The following is a 17770-nucleotide window of genomic DNA, read 5'->3' as shown; positions in this document are numbered from 1 at the left end:
GGGCGGCTGTGGTTGCCTAGACTGGGTGCGGATGCACCAGCCGCGGCATGCTGCGGCTGGCGCGGCCACGGCCCAATACGCAGCCTTGCGTACGTGCCATGAACCACCTCACGCGCCACGACCACGCCGCCGCCCTGCGATTGCTCGCGGGGCTGGAAGCGGCCACGTCCAGCCCGCAGCGCTTCGCCGTCGCGGCCGCCAACGCGGTCGCGCACTTCGTCCCGTCGGAGTTCTGCACGCTGTCGGTGGACGACCTGGCGACCGGCCGCCGCAGCATCGTCGGCTCGCCAGCAAACGCGTCGCCGAATGCGGAGCCTGGCCGCGCGATCACCCTGCCGTTGTGGACGGACGGGCGCACGCTGGCCAGCCTGGTGCTGAACCGCCGCGGGCAGGACTTCGGCGAACGTGACCGCGAGCGGCTGCGGTTGCTGCAGCCGCACCTCGCGTTCCTGTACCGCGTGGCCTGCCGCGCGCGCCCCGCCCGCCGCGCCGAGCCGGCCCCGATCGCGCCCGCGCGCCCCAGGGCTTGGCCGGACGCGCTCACGCCCCGCGAACGCGAGGTCGTCCGCTGGCTCGCCCACGGCAAGACCGACGCCGAGATCGCTGCGCTGCTGGGCACCAGCCCGCGCACCGTGCACAAGCATCTGGAGCACGTGTACGTGAAGCTGGGCGTCGAAACGCGCACGGCTGCCGTCATGCGGGCCCTGGCGGTGCGGTTGCCTTAGTGCGCAGCGCTGGCGCGCTGCTGGTTTCAACGCGGAGGCCACGGAGGAAGGAGAGAGGACACGGAGAAGACAAGGAAGCGACAAAGCAAGGAGTCCTCTGCGTCCTCTCTCGTTCCTCTGCGTCCTCTGTGTTGAGAAGTGCCAGCCGGCGGAAGCCGGCGCACCGCACGCGCCTGCCAAATCCGCACGCTTGACCCTCCACCCGGCTCAGCCCGGCCGCATCCCTAGAATGTCCCGCCTCCACGCCCGACCGCCCACAAGAAGCACCGTATGACCCAGGGACTGATCCGCATCCGCGGCGCCAGGCAGCACAACCTCAAGAACCTCGACCTCGACCTGCGCACGGGCGAACTGACGGTGGTCACCGGGCCCAGCGGCTCCGGCAAGTCCAGCCTGGTGTTCGACACGCTGTATGCGGAAGGGCAGCGGCGCTACGTCGAGACGTTCTCGGCCTACGCGCGCCAGTTCCTGGACCGCATGGACAAGCCGGCCGTCGACCGCGTCGAAGGCGTGCCGCCGGCGATCGCGATCGACCAGACCAATCCGGTGCGCTCGTCACGCTCCACGGTCGGCACGATGACGGAGCTGAACGACCACCTGAAGCTGCTGTTCGCGCGCGCCGCCGACGTGTTCGACCGCAAGACCGCCAAGCGCGTGCGGCATGACACGCCGGAGACGGTCTATGCGGACCTGCTCGCGCGCACGAAGGAGACCGATCCGCGCCTGGTGGTGACGTTCCCGGTGGAACTGCCGGGCGGCACGACGCCGGAAGAAATCGAGCAGTGGCTGTCCGCCAGCGGCTTCACGCGCGTGCAGGCGGAGCGCGAGGTCGCCACGCCGACGGGGCCGCGCAAGGTGCTCGACGTCGTCGCCGATCGCTTTCGCATCCAGGGCGTGGAGAAGGTGCGCGCGATCGAGGCGATCGAGATGGCGCTGAAGCGGGGGACGGGGAGGATGGCCGTCTACGCGCAGGTGGACGATGACACCAGCGAAGTCTGGAAGTTCTCCACCGGCCTGCACTGCCCGGACAGCGACATCCGCTACGCCGACCCGATCCCGTCGATGTTCTCGTTCAACTCGCCGGTCGGCGCGTGCGAGGTGTGCCGCGGCTTCGGCCGCGTGATCGGCGTCGACTACGGGCTGGTGATCCCCAACGACAAGCTCACGCTGCGCGCGGGCGCGGTGAAGATCTTCCAGACGCCGGCGTGGCAGGAGAACCAGGACGACCTGATGCGCCACGCCGAGGCGGCGGGCATCCCGCGCGACACGCCGTGGTCCAAGCTCACCGCGGAGCAGAAGCACTGGGTGATCCATGGCACGCCCAATTACCGCGAAGGCAACTGGTCGAAGCAGTGGTACGGCATCAAGCGCTTCTTCGGCTACCTGGAGAGCAAGGCCTACAAGATGCACATCCGCGTGCTCTTGTCCAAGTACCGCAGCTACACGCCGTGCGAGACCTGCGGCGGCGCGCGGCTGAAGCTGGACAGCATGCTGTGGCGGCTGGGGTCGAAGGACGATGCCGACGCGGTGCTGGAGCCGTCGAAGCGCTTCATGCCGGTGGGCGTGGACTGGTCGCGCGAGCAGCTGGAGGCGTTGCCGGGGTTGTCGCTGCATGACTTGATGCTGATGCCCATCGCGAAGCTGCGCGCGTTCTTCGCACGGCTGTCACCACCCTCACCCCAAGCCTCTCCCGCCAGCGGGAGAGGGAGCGAAGAGGGACTCCCTCTCCCGCGTGCGGGAGAGGGCGGGAGTGAGGGCCTCTCGGGCGAACACCAGGCCCTCAAGCTCCTCTTCGAGGAAATCACCACCCGCCTGAAGTACCTGGTCGACGTCGGCATCGGCTACCTCACGCTGGACCGCCAGAGCCGCACGCTCTCGGGTGGCGAGGTGCAGCGCATCAACCTCACGACCGCGCTCGGCACCTCGCTGGTGAACACGCTGTTCGTGCTCGACGAACCCAGCATCGGCTTGCACCCGCGCGACATCCACCGCATCACGCAGGCGATGCAGCGGCTGCGCGACGCCGGCAACACGCTGGTGGTGGTGGAGCACGACCCCGCGGTGATGCTCGCGGCCGATCGCGTGATCGACATGGGGCCGGCGCCGGGCGAGAAGGGCGGCCACATCGTGTTCGACGGCGGCATCGACGCGCTGCGCAGCGCGGACACGCTGACCGGTGCGTACCTCGGCGGCCGCAAGCACGTGGGCATGGGCTTCAAGCGGGCGGTGGTCGATGCGACGCCGCGGCTGGTCCTCGAAGGCGCCTGCGAGCACAACCTGAAGAACCTGTCGGTGGAGTTTCCGCTGCAGCGGCTGGTGTGCGTCACCGGCGTCTCGGGCTCGGGCAAGTCGACGCTGGTGCAGGACATCCTGGCGCCGGCGCTGCTGCGCCACTTCGGCCGCGCCACCGAGGCGCCGGGCCACCACGAACGCCTGCTCGGCGCCGACCACCTGGGCGACGTCGTGTTCGTGGACCAGTCGCCGATCGGCAAGACGGCGCGCTCCAATCCCGTCAGCTATGTCGGGGCATGGGACACGATCCGCGAGATCTTCGCCACCAGCCCGCTCGCGCGGCAGCGTGGCTACACGGCCGCGAAGTTCAGCTTCAACAGCGGTGACGGCCGCTGCCCCACCTGCGGCGGCTCCGGCTTCGAGCACGTCGAGATGCAGTTCCTGTCGGACGTCTACCTGCGCTGCCCCGATTGCGACGGCAAGCGCTACCGGCCCGAGATCCTCGAAGTGACCATCGAGCGGCAGGCGATCGGCAGCGTGAAGCCGCGCACGCTCAACGTCGCCGACGTGCTGGAACTCACCGTCAGCGAAGCGGCACAGCTGTTCGCGGGCGACCGCGACGTGATCCGCGCGCTGCAGCCGATCGTCGACGTCGGCCTCGAGTACGTGAAGCTGGGGCAGCCGGTGCCGACGCTGTCGGGCGGTGAATCGCAACGGCTCAAGCTCGCGGGGTTCCTCGCCGAAGCGGCCAAATCGGCCAGCGCCTCGCGGCAACGGCTGGCGACCAAGGGCACGCTGTTCCTGTTCGACGAGCCGACCACCGGCCTGCACTTCGACGACATCGCCAAGCTGATGCGCGCGCTGCGCAAGCTGCTGGAAGCCGGGCACTCGCTGGTCGTCATCGAACACAACCTCGACGTGATCCGCGCGGCCGACTGGCTGGTCGACCTGGGGCCGGAAGGCGGCGACGGCGGCGGCCTGCTGATCGCGGAAGGTCCGCCTGAGGAAGTGAAGAAGCATCCGGCGTCACACACGGCGAAGGCGCTGCGGGACTATGACCTGGCGATCGGGATGGTGGCGGAGAAGAGCCCTCACTCCAACCCTCTCCCGCGAGCGGGGGAGGGAGCGAAGCAGCGGGTCCAGGCGATCGAGATCGTGAATGCACATGAACACAATCTCAAGAACCTGTCCGTCTCCATCCCGCACAACAAGTTCAGCGTGATCACCGGGGTGTCGGGGTCGGGCAAGTCGACGCTGGCGTTCGACATCCTGTTCAACGAAGGGCAGCGGCGGTATCTCGAATCGCTGAACGCGTACGCGCGCAGCATCGTGCAACCGGCGGGCCGGCCGGAGGTCGACGCGGTGTACGGCATCCCGCCGACGGTGGCGATCGAGCAGCGGCTGTCGCGCGGCGGGCGCAAGTCCACCGTCGGCACGACGACCGAGGTGTGGCACTTCCTGCGCCTGCTGTACGTGAAGCTGGGCGTGCAGCACTGCGTGAAGGACGGCGCCGAGGTGCGGCCGCAGACGGCCGACAGCATCGCGGCGCAGATCATGAAGCGCTACCGCGGCCACCACGTCGGCCTGCTCGCGCCGCTGGTGGTGAACCGCAAGGGCGTGTACACCGAGCTGGCCGAGTGGGCGCGCCCGCGCGGCTACTCGCACCTGCGCGTGGACGGCGACTTCCTGCCGACGCAGGGCTTCCCGCGCATCGACCGCTTCAAGGAACACACGATCGAGCTGCCGGTGTGCGACCTCGACGTCACGCCGGCCAACGAGGACCTGCTGCGCCGCAAGCTGGACGAAGCGCTGGAGCACGGCAAGGGCGTGCTGCACCTGCTGGCACCCCTGGACGGCCTGCGCGACGTGTTCGCCAGCGGCAAGCATTCGCACATCGGCTCGATCGAAGTGTTTTCGGTGCGCCGCGCCTGCCCGGTGTGCAGCACCAGCTACGCGGAACTCGACCCGCGCCTGTTCTCGTACAACAGCAAGCACGGCTGGTGCCCCGAGTGCGTGGGCACGGGCGTGAAGCTCACGCGCGACCAGCGCAAGGCATTCGACGACACGGTGCAGGCCGACGACGCCAAGGGCCGCGAGCAGACCTTCGCCGAACCGGAAGTCGAGGACCTCACCGACGAGGTGTGCCCGGTGTGCGAAGGCACGCGCCTGAACGCGCAGGCGCGCGCGGTGACGTTCGCAGGCATCGGCATCGCAGAGATCGCCGCGCTGTCGGTCACCGACGTGCGGCGCTGGATCGAGACGCTGCAGGCGCAGGGCGGGCTCACCGACCGCGAGCAAGGCATCGCGCGCGACCTGATCCCCGAGATCCGCAGCCGCCTCGAGTTCCTGGAGGAAGTCGGGCTGGGCTACCTGACGCTGGACCGCGGCGCGCCGACCCTGTCGGGCGGCGAAGCGCAGCGCATCCGCCTGGCTGCGCAACTGGGGTCGAACCTGCAGGGGGTCTGCTACGTGCTGGATGAGCCGACGATCGGCCTGCACGCGCGCGACAACCAGATCCTGCTCGACGCCCTGCACAAGCTGGGCGGCAAGGGCAACACGCTGGTGGTGGTGGAGCACGACGAGGACACCATCCGCCGTGCCGACCACATCATCGACATCGGCCCGAGCGCGGGCAAGCGCGGTGGACGCGTGATCGCGCAAGGAACCGCGGAGGACGTGACCGCGAGCGAGGAGTCGCTGACGGGCAGGTACCTGCTGCATGCGATGAAGCATCCGGTGAAGCCGAGGCGGGCGGTGAATGGCAGCGGCAACGGCAGCGGCAACGGCGCGCCCCTCACCCCGGCCCTCTCCCCGGAGGGGAGAGGGAGCAAGTCCAAGAAACTCCCTCTCCCGCTGGCGGGAGAGGGTGGGGGTGAGGGTGGTGGTGGAGGCGCTCGCTTCCTCCACCTCCGCGGCGCCGACCTGCACAACCTGCAGCGCGTCGACGTCGACGTGCCGCTGCAGCGGCTGGTGGTGGTCACCGGCGTCTCCGGCTCCGGCAAGTCGACGCTGGCGCGCGACGTGCTCCTGCACAACGTGCAGGCCGCCGTGCAGCAACGCAGCACCAAGGCGGGCCGCGAAGCGGACGACCGCGGCAGGCGGCCGGCGTGGAGCGGTTGCACCTCGGTCGACGGCTACCAGTCGGTCGACCGCGTGCTCGAAGTGGACCAGACGCCGATCGGCAAGACGCCGCGCTCGTGCCCGGCCACCTATATCGGCTTCTGGGACACCATCCGCAAGCTGTTCGCGGACACGCTGGAAGCGAAGGCGCGTGGCTACGGCCCGGCGCGCTTCTCGTTCAACACCGGCGAGGGCCGCTGCCCGACCTGCGAAGGGCAGGGCATGCGCACCATCGCCATGAGCTTCCTGCCGGACGTGAAGGTGCCGTGCGAGTCGTGCCACGGCGCGCGCTTCAATCCGGAGACGCTCGCGGTGACGTGGCGCGGCAAGAGCATCGGCGACGTGCTGCAGATGGAAGTCGACGAGGCGGTGGAGTTCTTCGCCTCGATGCCGAACGTGGGCCATCCGCTGCAACTGCTCAAGGACGTCGGGCTGGGCTACCTCACGCTGGGCCAGCCGTCGCCGACGCTCTCGGGCGGCGAGGCGCAACGGATCAAGCTGGTGACCGAGCTGTCCAAGGTGCGCGACGACGTCACGCGGCGCGGCCAGAAGCCGCCGCACACCCTGTACGTGCTGGACGAACCGACGGTGGGCCTGCACATGGCGGACGTCGAAAAGCTGATCCGCGTGCTGCACCGGCTGGTCGATGGCGGCCACAGCGTGGTGGTGATCGAGCACGACCTGGACGTGATCGCCGAAGCCGACTGGATCATCGACCTCGGCCCCGAAGGCGGCAACGCGGGCGGCCGCGTCGTCGCCAGCGCGCCGCCCGAGGAGGTGGTGCGACTGCGGACCCACACCGGGTTGGCGTTGCAGCCTGTGCTGGAACGCGCCTAGCGGCGCTGTGACTTCAACAGCCGAACGCAGAGGACGCAGAAGAGCGCAGAGGTCGCAGAAGCAGAAGAATCAAGAACAATCTTGATGACTTTTCTGCGTCTCTGTCTTCCTTCTGCGGCCTCTGCGTTCGGATGTCCGCCTTCTTCTACGGGGCTCCTTCGGGCCATGTTGCACGGGCGCACTGGTTACCGCTGTTCCATGCGATGACACCCGCGGTGGCGGGGCATTCCGACACTGGCCGTTGACCAGTTCCAGGAGGCGCGCATGCGCAGGCGAGAGTTCCACAAGGGCGCCGTGGGGTCGGCCGTCGTCACGTTGTTCAGCCTTGCGGCCTGCGGTGGCGGCGGAGGGGGAGGTGGCGGGGCCGCGCCCGCGCCGGCCGAGCCGCTCGCGAGCGGGCCGCCCGTGCCGGCGCCAGCGCCGGTGGCCGGCGCCCCGGCGCCGACACCGACAGGAGCACCCGCACCTGCCGCGCCCCAACTGGTGACGCGCATCGGCACCAACCTCGCCGGCATGGAGTGGGGCGGCGCCGTGCGGCTCGCGGAACTGCGGCACAACCTCGACTTCACCGTGCCGCGCGCGGCGACCGTGCGCTGGCTGGCATCGCAAGGCCTCGGCCGCAACCGGCTGCCGGTGATGTGGGAGCTGCTCCAGCCGATGCTGGTGGACACCGTCGCCAACGCGCAGGCTCGTGCGTTGATCGGCGAGCCGGGTGCGTTCAACGAAACGTATGCGCGCTTCATCGACGGCGTGCTCGATGCGCATGCGCAAGTGGGCGCGACCTGCATCCTGGACCTGCACAACTACTGCCGCTACCGCGACTTCGCCTTCCGCCCCGACGGGTCGGTGGCCGGGCTTGCCCGGTCTGCGGACCCCGCGACGCAGGCATACACCACGGATCCCTCGCAGGTCGTCACGCGCATCTTCGCGACCGCGCCCGGCGCGACGCTGCGGCCGGCGGCGTTCGCGGACTTCTGGCAGCGCGCCGCGCAGCGCTGGCGCGGCCATCCGGGACTGGGTGGCTACTGCATCATGAACGAGCCGCACGACATGCCGGTGGCGGGCGGCACCACGCCGACCGACGACACCGGACTGCTGGACGACCTGTCGATCTGGCCCGTGTTCGCGCGCGCCGCCATTGCCGCCATCCGCGCGACCGACCCCACGCACACCATCTACCTCATGGGCAACCGCTGGGGCGGGGCGATGAACATCAACCAGTTCAACCCCGAATGGCCGCTCGCGGGCGTCGACAACCTCGTCTACGAGGTGCACAGCTACGTCGACGCCTTCAACAACGGCAACGGCTTCAACTGGGAACTGGAACAGGCGAAGAACTTCACCGCCGGTTTCGGCGTCGGGCCGCAGACGGTGGACACCGGCACCGACCGTGTGCGCATCGCGACTGACTGGGCGCATGCGAACGGCGTGCGGATCTCGGTCAACGAGACGGGCATGCCGTTCGACGACCCGCGCTGGATCGAGGCGTTCCGCCGCATGGCGCGCCACATGTGGGACAACGGCTGGGAGTTCCAGAGCTGGGCCGGGGGCGACCACTGGGCCATGCGCAGCCACGGCATCAACCACGTGCCGAACTGGCACCAAGGGCAAGCGGTCGAGCCGGTGGTGGGCGGCGAGATGAAGGCGGTGGCCGGCGTCGATGCCGCGACGCTGTTCGACGATGGCGGCGGCTGGTCCGAGGGCGGCGCGCCGGTGACCATCACGGTATGGGCGCGCGGCAACCTCGCCGCGCCGGTGACGCTCACCGTCGCATCGGATGCGGGCGGCACCTTCAGCAAGCAGCAGCTCGTGATCCCCGCCGGTCCCAACGGGCAGGACAGCTACACGTTCACCCCGGACCCGGGCAGCGTCGCGACGCTGCGCTACACCGCGTCGCGCCAGGTGCCGCCTGCGCGCACCGTGTACGCGATCGCCGACCCGGTGGCGCATTCGTCGACCAACCTTGGCCAGGCGGCGCGCGCGATCCTTGCGCGCTACCAGGCATCGCTGTGGTCGATGGCCGATGCGCACATCGACTTCCTGCTCGGCCATCCGAGCGCGGAGGGCGAGCCGGTGCGTGCGGTGGCCGATGCGGGCTGGGGGTCGTCGGCCGGCGATCCGCTGGACATGCTGAACTGGATGAACCAGGACGCCGCAGGCATGGGACCGCTACGGCCCGGCGTGATGCGGCGCTCGCCGCGCGTCGCGCTCGACCTGACCGCCGACGGCGCGACGGGGCTGTGGTGCCACAAGCTCGTGCCCGGCGGCACGTACCCGAACACGAGCCAGCGGCTGCGCTACGGCTTGCAGGACACGCACTTCGCGCTCGCGTGCGTCACGCTGCCGGTCGGCGGCGCAGGTGGCACCGTGTTCCAGGCGGGCGTGCGCGGAGAGCCGCAGCATGCGGAACTCGCGGTGGCGAACGGGCAGGCGCAGGCGCGCTGGGCCGACAGCAGCGGCGCGTCGCTCGTGCTCGCCGGGCCGGCCCTCGTCGCCGGCACGCCCACCGTGCTCACGTTGTCCGGTGGCGCGGGACGGCAAGCGTTGCGCGTGGCAGGCGCGCAGGTCGCGGCGGGCAGCCGCGGTTTCGCGGCCGATGGTTTCGGCGACCTGCTGATCGGTTGGGGCGACCCGCACCGCGGCGCCGACGCGACGTTCCGTGGCCACGTGCACGGCGCGATCACGGGCGCGGGGTCGCCGAGCGCGGCCGAGCTGGCGGTGCTCGAAAGCTACCTCGCCAGCCTCGCTGGCGCGTAGGCGACACCAGCGGTGTTTCCCCGGTTGGTGGTGCGGGGGCGCGCGGGTCCAATTCCGCGCTGCCAGGCACACAACAGGAGATTCGCTTGCAACGCCGACACCTCGTCCACCTCGCCACCGCCGCCGCCCTCGCCGGCGTCGCGCTGCCCGCGTTCGCGCAGGGCGCCGCGGCCAACTTCCCGAACAAACCCATCAAGCTGCAGATCGCATTCCCGGCCGGCGGGCCGACCGACATCACGATGCGCCAGCTGGCGGACAACGCCGGCAAGATCCTCGGCCAGCCGGTGGTGATCGAGAACAAGCCCGGCGCCGCCGGCACGCTGCCGGCCCAGCAACTGCAGACCTCGCCCGCCGACGGCTACACGCTGGCGCAGATCCCGCTGGGCGTGTTCCGCCTGCCGTACACGACCAAGATCAACTGGGACCCGGTCAAGGACATCAGCTACGTCATCAACGTCACGGGCTACGCCTTCGGCATCGCCGTGCCCGCCGACAGCCCGTTCAGGACCTGGAACGACTTCGTCACTTACGCGAAGGCGAACCCGGGCCAGCTGAGCTACGGCTCGACCGGCACGCTGACCAGCCCGCACCTGACGACCGAACTGATCGCGCAGCAGCTGGGCATCAAGCTGAACCACATCCCGTACAAGGGCAGCGCCGACCTGTCGCAGGCGATCATGGGCGGCCACATCATGGCCATGGCCGACTCGACGGGCTTCGCCCCGCTGGTGGCCGCCGGCAAAGTGCGCGTGCTCAACACCTGGGGCGAGAAGCGGCTGGAGAAATTCCCCGAGGTGCCGACGCTCAAGGAGCTGGGCATCAACGTCGTGCAGAACTCGCCGTTCGGCATCGGCGCCCCGCGCGGCACGCCGCCCGAGATCGTGGCCAAGCTGCACGACGCGTTCAAGAAGGCGATGGACGATCCCAGCTACGTGCAGGCGCTGGCGCGCTACGACATGGTGCCGATCTACATGAACTCGGCCCAGTACACCAAGTTCGCGCAGGAGACGTTCGCGACCGAGAAGGCGCTGGTCGAGAAGCTCGGGTTGGCAAAGGCGAACTGAAGACAACTCCCTGACGCAGAGGACACAGGGCAAGCGCAGAGAAAGAGAACGTAGAAGCAATTGACTTTTATCCTTCTGCGATCTCTGCGCTTGCTCTGCGAACTCTGCGCTTGGGAGTCCGCTTTCTCCGACATCGGATCGGCCGCGTTGCCGTCCCGTGACGCGACGGCACGACCCAGAATGGGTTCATGCACCCGCACAAGCCGCTCGTGTGGCTGCCTGCCTGCCACCGCCACCTGGACCTGTCGGATCCGGGCGGCTACACGGTGCTGGCGGACCGGTACGCTGCGGCGGTGTGCGAGCTCGGGATGCAGCCGGTGCTGTTTCCCATGGCCGGCTCGCGCGACGTGCCAGACCTGCTGCCGCTGGTGGACGGCGTGCTGCTCACCGGCTCGCCGTCCAACGTCGAGCCGACCCGCTTCGGCGCCACCGCGCTCGACACCGACCTGCTCGACCCGCGCCGTGACGCGCTGACGATGGCGCTCGTGCGCGCGGCCATCGAGGCCGGCACGCCGCTGTTCGGCGTCTGCCGTGGCCTGCAGGAGATGAACGTCGCGCTCGGCGGCACGCTGTACCAGCGCGTGCACGGCGAGCAGGGCATGCTCGACCACCGCGAGCCGCAGAGCGAGGACCTCGAAGTGCAGTTCGCCGAACGGCATGAAGTGCTGCTGTCCCCCGGCAGTGCATTCGCGCAGTGGGCTGGCGGCACCAAGGCCGTCGTGAACTCGCTGCACGGCCAGGGCATCAAGCGCCTGGGCGAGGGCCTGGTCGCGGAGGCACATGCACCGGATGGCCTGGTCGAAGGCGTGCGCGTGCTGCATGCGCCCTCGTTCGCGTTCGGCGTGCAGTGGCATCCGGAGTGGCGCCACTCGCAGCATCCTTTCTACGCGCGCACGCTGGAAGCTTTCGCGCAGGCCTGCCGCGAGCATTGCCGGCGTCGCTCGACGTGAGGCGCGGCGTGGTCGCAGTTGCGTCTTGTAACGCTGCCGTTTGCGTGGGTGCGAATTAGTTCCTCATTCGCCCGGCGAAGCTCGACAACAATCGGGCAAACATCACAACCGCGAGGGGGAGAACATGAAGCGATTCGTTGCGGCGTTCCTGGGTGCACTGGCGTTCGCCATCGCACCGTCGGCATCCGCGCAGGGCCGGGACTGGGTGCTCGCGGTGAGCGAAGGGACGTCCGGGGGCACGGACCACGCGCAGGTGATCGCCAAGTACGGCGGGCTGGCGCGCGTGATCGGCGACGCGGCCAAGCACCGCGTCCTGGTGGTGTTCGTGCGCGAATTCGCGCCGCTCGAGGAAGGCATGAAGGCCGGCCGCTTCGACTTCGTGATGGCGCGGCCCAGCGACTATCCGGCCCGCGGCCTGCGCAATTACGGCTACCGGTACGTCGCCCATGCGAACCCCGACGGCCAATGCCTGATCGTCGTGCCGAAGACCTCGCCCCTCAAGACGCTGGCGGACGCGCGCGGCAAGCGCTGGGTGGTGCCGGAAAAGGTCGCCTACATGGCCAAGTTCTGCCGCGCCGAGCTGCGCGACCAGGGCATCAACCTGGACAGCGAGACGGTGTCGTACGTGCGCGAGCAGGCCACGGTGGGCCAGTACCTGGAAGGCGGCTTCGCCGACGTCGGCGCCATCGCGTCCTATTCGGGCCTGGCGAAGAGCTGGCAGAAGGCCGGCCACACCGTGCTGCACCGGAGCGTCCCGCAGCCGTACTTCCCGCTGATCGCCTCCAAGTCGGTGGCCCCCAGGCAGATCGAGGCGGTGCAAAAGCAGCTGGAAGCGATCGGCACGCTGCCCGCCGGCCCCGAGGTGCTGCAGTCCATCGGCATCGCCGGCTTCGCGGTCGACGGCGAGAAGCGCCTGGGTGGCCTGCTCGCCTGGCTGGAGAAGAAGCCGGCGCCCTGAGCTCAGCGCGCCGCCAGCAGCGCGTCCGCCACTTCCGCGAAGCCCGCGCCACGCTCGGCGCGGGTGACGTAGCGGGGCGGGTGCGCCAGCTGCGGCAGGAACCGCGCGATGTTCGCCACGCCCACGCTGTGCGGGAAGTGCTCGAACATCAGCACGTCGTTGGTGGAGTCGCCGACGTACACCCAGCGGTCCAGGTGGTCCTCGATGTCTTCGCCGTGCAGCTCGCGCACGATCCAGCGCGCGCCTTCCAGCTTGTTGTGCGCGCCGAACCAGCCGTTGACGTGGATCGAGCTGACGGTCGCGGTCATGCCGGCTTCGCGCATCAGCGCGCAGACGCGATCGATCGCGTCCTGCGGCAGGTGCGTGAACTCGCTGTGGTCGATGGCGATGTCGGTTTCGCGGCCGGCGCTGTCCTCGGCGCGGCGGGCGCCTGGCACCTCGCGCTCGATGCGCGCCAGCACGTCCTGCATGCGCGCGAAGTTGGCGTCGCGCGTCGCGGCGTCCTGCTGGTAGATCTTGAGCAAGCCGCCGCCGGCCGCGCGGGTCAGCGCCACTGCGCCGTTCTCCGCGACGATGGCATCGACCGGCCAGGAGGACGCGAACGGCTCGCTCCAGCCGACGGGGCGGCCGGTGATCGGCACGACGTGCAGGCCGGCGTCGCGCAGGCGTTGCAGCGCCTGCAGCGCGTCGGGCGTGATGGCGCCTTCGGTCGTCAGCGTGTCGTCGATGTCGGTGAAGACGCCCGTGATCGCGCGGCGCCGCGGCGCGGGCCAGTCGGTGAGCGGGGCCAACGTCACGGCTGCTGCCGGCCGTCGAAACCGGGCTGGTACATGGGCGAGGCGAGCGAGGGCGCGCCCGGGCGGTCGAACAGCGTCTCCATGGTCTGCCGCGCGACCTGGATGCCGCTGGGCGCGGGGCAGGCGCCGGTCTCGATGTGCTTCAGTGCCGTGGCGAGCAGCGGCTCGTTGCTGGAGCCGAGCGCGGACAGCGGGTCTTCCTGCACCTGGCACTGGACCGGGAAGCCGTTCGTGTAGTCGCTGGAGCCCTGGGCATTGGCCATGCGGAACTCGATCGGGAAGTAAGCCTGGCCGCAATTGTCCTTGCGGGTGAAGCCGTACGGCTTGCCGCACGTGCGTTGGCCCACCAGGATCACCTCGATGCCGATCCCGCGCAGCGCGTTGACGATCGATTCGCTGGCCGAGCAGGTGTAGCTGGACGCGAGCACGTACACGCGCGGCAGGTCCAGCTGCGGCAGTGCCGTGCCGACTGGGTACTTGGTCTCGGCCCTCTGCACCTTGGTCGAGAAGAAGAAGGTGCCGCCGGCGCTGTCGCCGCTGCGCTTGTCGTTGTAGGTGGCGGATTCGAACACCAGGCCATCGATGGAAGGTCCCGCCACCATCGACGCCGCCGCCTGGGCGACGTAGATGAAGCCGCCGGGGTTGTAGCGCAGGTCCAGCACGAGGTCCTTCACCGCGGCGGTGCGCAGCTGCGTGAACGCGCCGATCAGCGCGTCCTGCGCGCCCTGGCTGTGCTGGTTGAACAGCACGTAGCCGACGCGGCGGCCGCTGGCGGTGGTGACTGTCTTCGTGATCGGCACCGGATTGCTCGCCGCGGCGGCGGGGTCGGCACTCGCCGAGCTGACGCCCTGCATCGCGTCGGCGGCGGACACGGACATGGACGTGCTGAAGCGGTCGGTGGCCTGGCCGCTCGCGTCGGGCGACTTCACCAGCAGGGCGCTGAAGTACGCCGTGGGCGAGCCGTAGTTGCCGGCGGGCACGTCCTGCACCTGGGCGTACCAGAGATAGTTCTCGTCCAGGTAGCTGCGCACCCACTGCTTCTGGCCGTCATCGGTGCAGACGTTCGCCAACGTCGAGGCCGCGGGCAGGTGGGTGGCCGTTGCGACGGTCGCCGTGGCGGGCGTGGGGGCAGGCGCGTCGGTGCCGCCACCGCCGCCTCCGCCACAGGCGGACAAGACGACGGGAAGGGTGAGGGCGGCGGCGCGCACGAGGCGGCGCAGCGGGACGGCGAATCGCACGGCAAGCTCCACGGTGGAGCGCCGATTATGGTTGGGCTGCCTGCGAACTCAGCTTTGTAACGAGAGCCCGGCGTGCTCGCGCAACAGGTGGAAGTGGATCTTGGGGAATCGTTCCTGTGCCAGCCGCACGTCGTACGGCGAAGTGCAAAGAAATGCCAAGGCGTCCGCCGCGTCGAGCGCCATCCGTTGCGGATAGGCGTCGGTGAACGCGCGCAGTTCCTGCGGCGTGTCGGCGGTGATCCAGCGCGCGCCGGTGTACTGGCAGCCTTCCAGCCGGATGTCGGCGTCGTACTCGGTCTTCAGGCGGTGCTGCACGACCTCGAACTGCAGCTGCCCGACCGCGCCGAGCAGCATCGCGCCACCCACCTGCGGCCGGAACACCTGGATCGCGCCTTCCTCGCCCAGCTGGGCCAGGCCCTGCTGCAGCTGCTTGGTGCGCAGCGGGTTCTTCAGCAGCACCGTCATGAACAGCTCGGGCGCGAAGAACGGCAGGCCGGTGAACTGCAGGTTGGCGCCATCGGTGATGGTGTCGCCCAGCTGCACGCCGCCGTGCGTGGTGAAGCCGATGATGTCGCCCGCGTAGGCCTCGTCGACCGCCTCGCGGCGCTGCGACAGGAAGGTGACGACCGACGTCGGCCGCAGTTCCTTGGCGGTGCGCTGCACCTTGAGCTTCATGCCCGGCGTGTACTTGCCCGACGCCATGCGCACGAACGCGATGCGGTCGCGGTGGTTGGCGTCCATGTTGGCCTGCACCTTGAACACCACGCCGGCGAAGTTGGGCTCGTCCGGCGCGACGGTCTTCTCGACCGGCTGCCGGTTGACCACCAGCGAGCTCTTGCGCGGCTGCGGCGGAGGGGCCAGGTCGACCAGCGCGTCCAGCACTTCCATCACGCCGAAGTTGTTGACGCCGGAGCCGAAGAACACCGGCGTCTGCCTGGCGTCGAGGAAGGCCTGGTGGTCCCATTCCGGCGATGCGCCGGTGGCCAGCTCCATGCTCTCGGCCGCGGCGTCGTACTCGGCCTCGAAGCGTGCGCGCAGCGTGCCGGCATCGGACAGCGGGATGGTCTCGAAGTCCTGCGGGCGGCGTTCGCTGCCGGACTCGAACACGGTCATCGCCCGCGTGCGCAGGTTCATGATGCCGCCGAAGCTCTTGCCCTTGCCCACGGGCCAGGTCATCGGCACGCAGGCCATGCCCAGCTCGCGTTCCACCTCGTCGAGGATGTCCAGCGGCTCGCGCACCTCGCGGTCCATCTTGTTGACGAAGGTGATGATGGGCGTGTTGCGCTGGCGGCAGACCTCGATCAGCCGCCGCGTCTGTGCTTCGACGCCATTGGCCGCGTCGATCACCATCAGTGCCGAGTCGACCGCGGTCAGCACGCGGTAGGTGTCTTCCGAGAAGTCCTTGTGGCCGGGCGTGTCGAGCAGGTTGATGACGTGGTCGCGGTAGACCATCTGCATCACCGACGAGGCGACCGAGATGCCGCGCTGCTTCTCGATTTCCATCCAGTCCGAGGTCGCGTGGCGCGACGCCTTGCGGCCCTTCACCGCGCCCGCGATCTGGATCGCGCCGGAGAACAGCAGCAGCTTTTCCGTCAGCGTGGTCTTGCCCGCGTCGGGGTGGGAAATGATGGCGAAGGTGCGGCGGCGCCGGGTTTCGGCGGCGTAGGGCGAGGCGGACACGGGGAGGGGACTTTCGATGAGCTGCAAAGCGTTGCAGCCGACCCCGAATTGTCGCTGAACGCGGTAGTGTCCCAGCCATGGCGGGCAAGGACAGCGGCGTCGTGCTGCAGGTGGACGGCCACGAGGTGGCCGTCAGCAACCCGGACAAGGTGCTGTTCCCGGAGGCGGGGCTGACCAAGCTCGACCTCGTCCACTACTACCTCGAGGTCGCCGAGGGGGCGCTGCGCGGCGCCGGCGGGCGGCCCTGCATCCTGGTGCGCTATCCGCACGGGATCGGCGGCGAGTTCTTCTTCCAGAAGCGCGCGCCGGAGCACCGGCCGGAGTGGATCGAGGTCTCGACCATCCACTTTCCTTCCGGCCGCAGCGCCGAGGAGGTCGTGCCGCGCGGTGGCGCGACGCTCGCGTGGATGGCCAACCTCGGCTGCATCGAACTGCATCCGCATCCGGTGCGCGCGGACGACCTGGACCATCCCGACGAGCTGCGGGTCGACCTCGACCCGGTGCCCGGCGTCGAGTGGCCGCAGATCGTGCAGGTCGCGCAGCTGGCGCGCGAAGTCCTGGCGGAGCAGGGGCTGGTGGGCTGGCCGAAGACGTCTGGTTCCCGAGGCATGCACCTGGTTGTACGCATCGTGTCGCATTGGACGTTCGACGAGGTGCGGCGCGCGGCGCTGGCGCTCGCGCGCGAGGTCGAGCGCCGCGCGCCGGATCTCGCGACCGCGGCGTGGTGGAAGGAAGAGCGGCGCGGGGTGTTCGTCGACTACAACCAGAACGCCAAGGACCGCACGGTCGCGTCCGCGTATTCGGTGCGGCCCAAGCCCGATGCGCGGGTGTCGACGCCGCTGACGTGGGACGAGCTGCCGCTGTGCAATCCGGCCGACTTCACGCTGCTGACGGTACCGGCGCGGTTGAAGGCCATGGGCGATCCCCACGCGGGCATCGACGATGCGCCGGGGTCCATCGAGTCGCTGCTCGAGTTGTCGGCGAAGCACGAGCGCGATGGGCAGGGCGACGCGCCGTGGCCGCCGCACTACCGCAAGCAGGCCGGCGAACCGCGCCGCGCGCCGCCATCGACCCGCACGAAGAAGCCGGTGGTCGAAATCGCCCGCGCCGATCGCGAGGACGAAGCCGTCGCGGCGGCGGAGCAGTGGAAGCAGAAGCACCCGAAGGCCGCGTCGCACCTGCAGCCCGCCGACGTGCTGGTCGACCGCATGCGCGGCAGCTCGTCGCTGTGGTATCGCGTGCGCATCAATCTCGAGCACGTGCCGCCCAGGGACCGGCCGGGCAAGTAGGTTCCGCTCGCTGGCGCTCGCGGGCCTCCAACGCAGAGGACGCAGGGAAAGGAGAGAGAGGACGCAGAGAATTTCCGGATTGGATTCCTCTTCGTCCTCTCTTTCCTCTGTGTCCTCTGCGTC

General features: G+C 69.6%; 10 protein-coding genes. 7 read left to right on the top strand and 3 right to left on the bottom strand.

The window, feature by feature from the left end; genetic code table 11:
- Positions 1–98 precede the first annotated feature (98 nt).
- From I8E28_RS21025 to I8E28_RS19365, 6 genes are all read left to right on the top strand, one after another.
- Positions 99–725, top strand: coding sequence for a helix-turn-helix transcriptional regulator (locus tag I8E28_RS21025; protein WP_420850227.1), 627 nt, complete (start codon positions 99–101; stop codon positions 723–725).
- 270 nt (positions 726–995) lie between these two features.
- Positions 996–6914, top strand: a complete 5919-nt coding sequence (uvrA, locus tag I8E28_RS19385) for an excinuclease ABC subunit UvrA (protein WP_200789863.1) — start codon at positions 996–998, stop codon at positions 6912–6914.
- Between the two features lie 264 nt (positions 6915–7178).
- Positions 7179–9671 (top strand): glycoside hydrolase family 5 protein, encoded by a 2493-nt coding sequence (locus I8E28_RS19380; RefSeq protein ID WP_200789862.1) that lies wholly within the window; start codon positions 7179–7181, stop codon positions 9669–9671.
- A gap of 86 nt (positions 9672–9757) precedes the next feature.
- Entirely contained in the window at positions 9758–10735 is a 978-nt protein-coding gene (locus I8E28_RS19375; protein WP_200789861.1) for a tripartite tricarboxylate transporter substrate binding protein, read from the top strand.
- A gap of 188 nt (positions 10736–10923) precedes the next feature.
- Entirely contained in the window at positions 10924–11685 is a 762-nt protein-coding gene (locus tag I8E28_RS19370) for a gamma-glutamyl-gamma-aminobutyrate hydrolase family protein (RefSeq protein WP_200789860.1), read from the top strand.
- Positions 11686–11809: 124 nt separating this feature from the next.
- Complete coding sequence (locus I8E28_RS19365) at positions 11810–12643, top strand: phosphate/phosphite/phosphonate ABC transporter substrate-binding protein (protein WP_200789859.1); 834 nt, start codon at positions 11810–11812, stop codon at positions 12641–12643.
- Positions 12644–12645: 2 nt separating this feature from the next.
- On the opposite strand, the gene I8E28_RS19360 is transcribed toward I8E28_RS19365, so the two are convergent.
- From I8E28_RS19360 to I8E28_RS19350, 3 genes are read right to left on the bottom strand one after another with little or no spacing between them, the layout of a single operon-like run.
- A complete protein-coding gene (locus I8E28_RS19360) occupies positions 12646–13434 on the bottom strand; it encodes an HAD-IIB family hydrolase (protein ID WP_200790457.1) in 789 nt (262 codons plus the stop codon).
- A gap of 2 nt (positions 13435–13436) precedes the next feature.
- Positions 13437–14678 carry a S41 family peptidase gene (locus tag I8E28_RS19355; protein WP_200789858.1) on the bottom strand — a complete coding sequence of 414 codons (1242 nt, stop codon included), beginning with the start codon at positions 14676–14678 and terminating at the stop codon, positions 13437–13439.
- Between the two features lie 48 nt (positions 14679–14726).
- Entirely contained in the window at positions 14727–16358 is a 1632-nt protein-coding gene (locus I8E28_RS19350) for a peptide chain release factor 3 (RefSeq protein ID WP_200789857.1), read from the bottom strand.
- Positions 16359–16435: 77 nt separating this feature from the next.
- Between I8E28_RS19350 and ligD the strand changes: the two genes are divergently transcribed.
- Positions 16436–17647, top strand: a complete 1212-nt coding sequence (gene ligD / locus I8E28_RS19345; RefSeq protein WP_200789856.1) for a non-homologous end-joining DNA ligase — start codon at positions 16436–16438, stop codon at positions 17645–17647.
- The last annotated feature ends 123 nt before the right edge of the window (positions 17648–17770 follow it).

The sequence above is a fragment of the Ramlibacter algicola genome, assembly GCF_016641735.1.
Taxonomy (GTDB): Bacteria; Pseudomonadota; Gammaproteobacteria; order Burkholderiales; family Burkholderiaceae_C; genus Ramlibacter; species Ramlibacter algicola.
The sequence above is the reverse complement of the archived record's forward strand: the minus strand, read 5'-3'. Positions and strand labels throughout refer to the sequence as shown.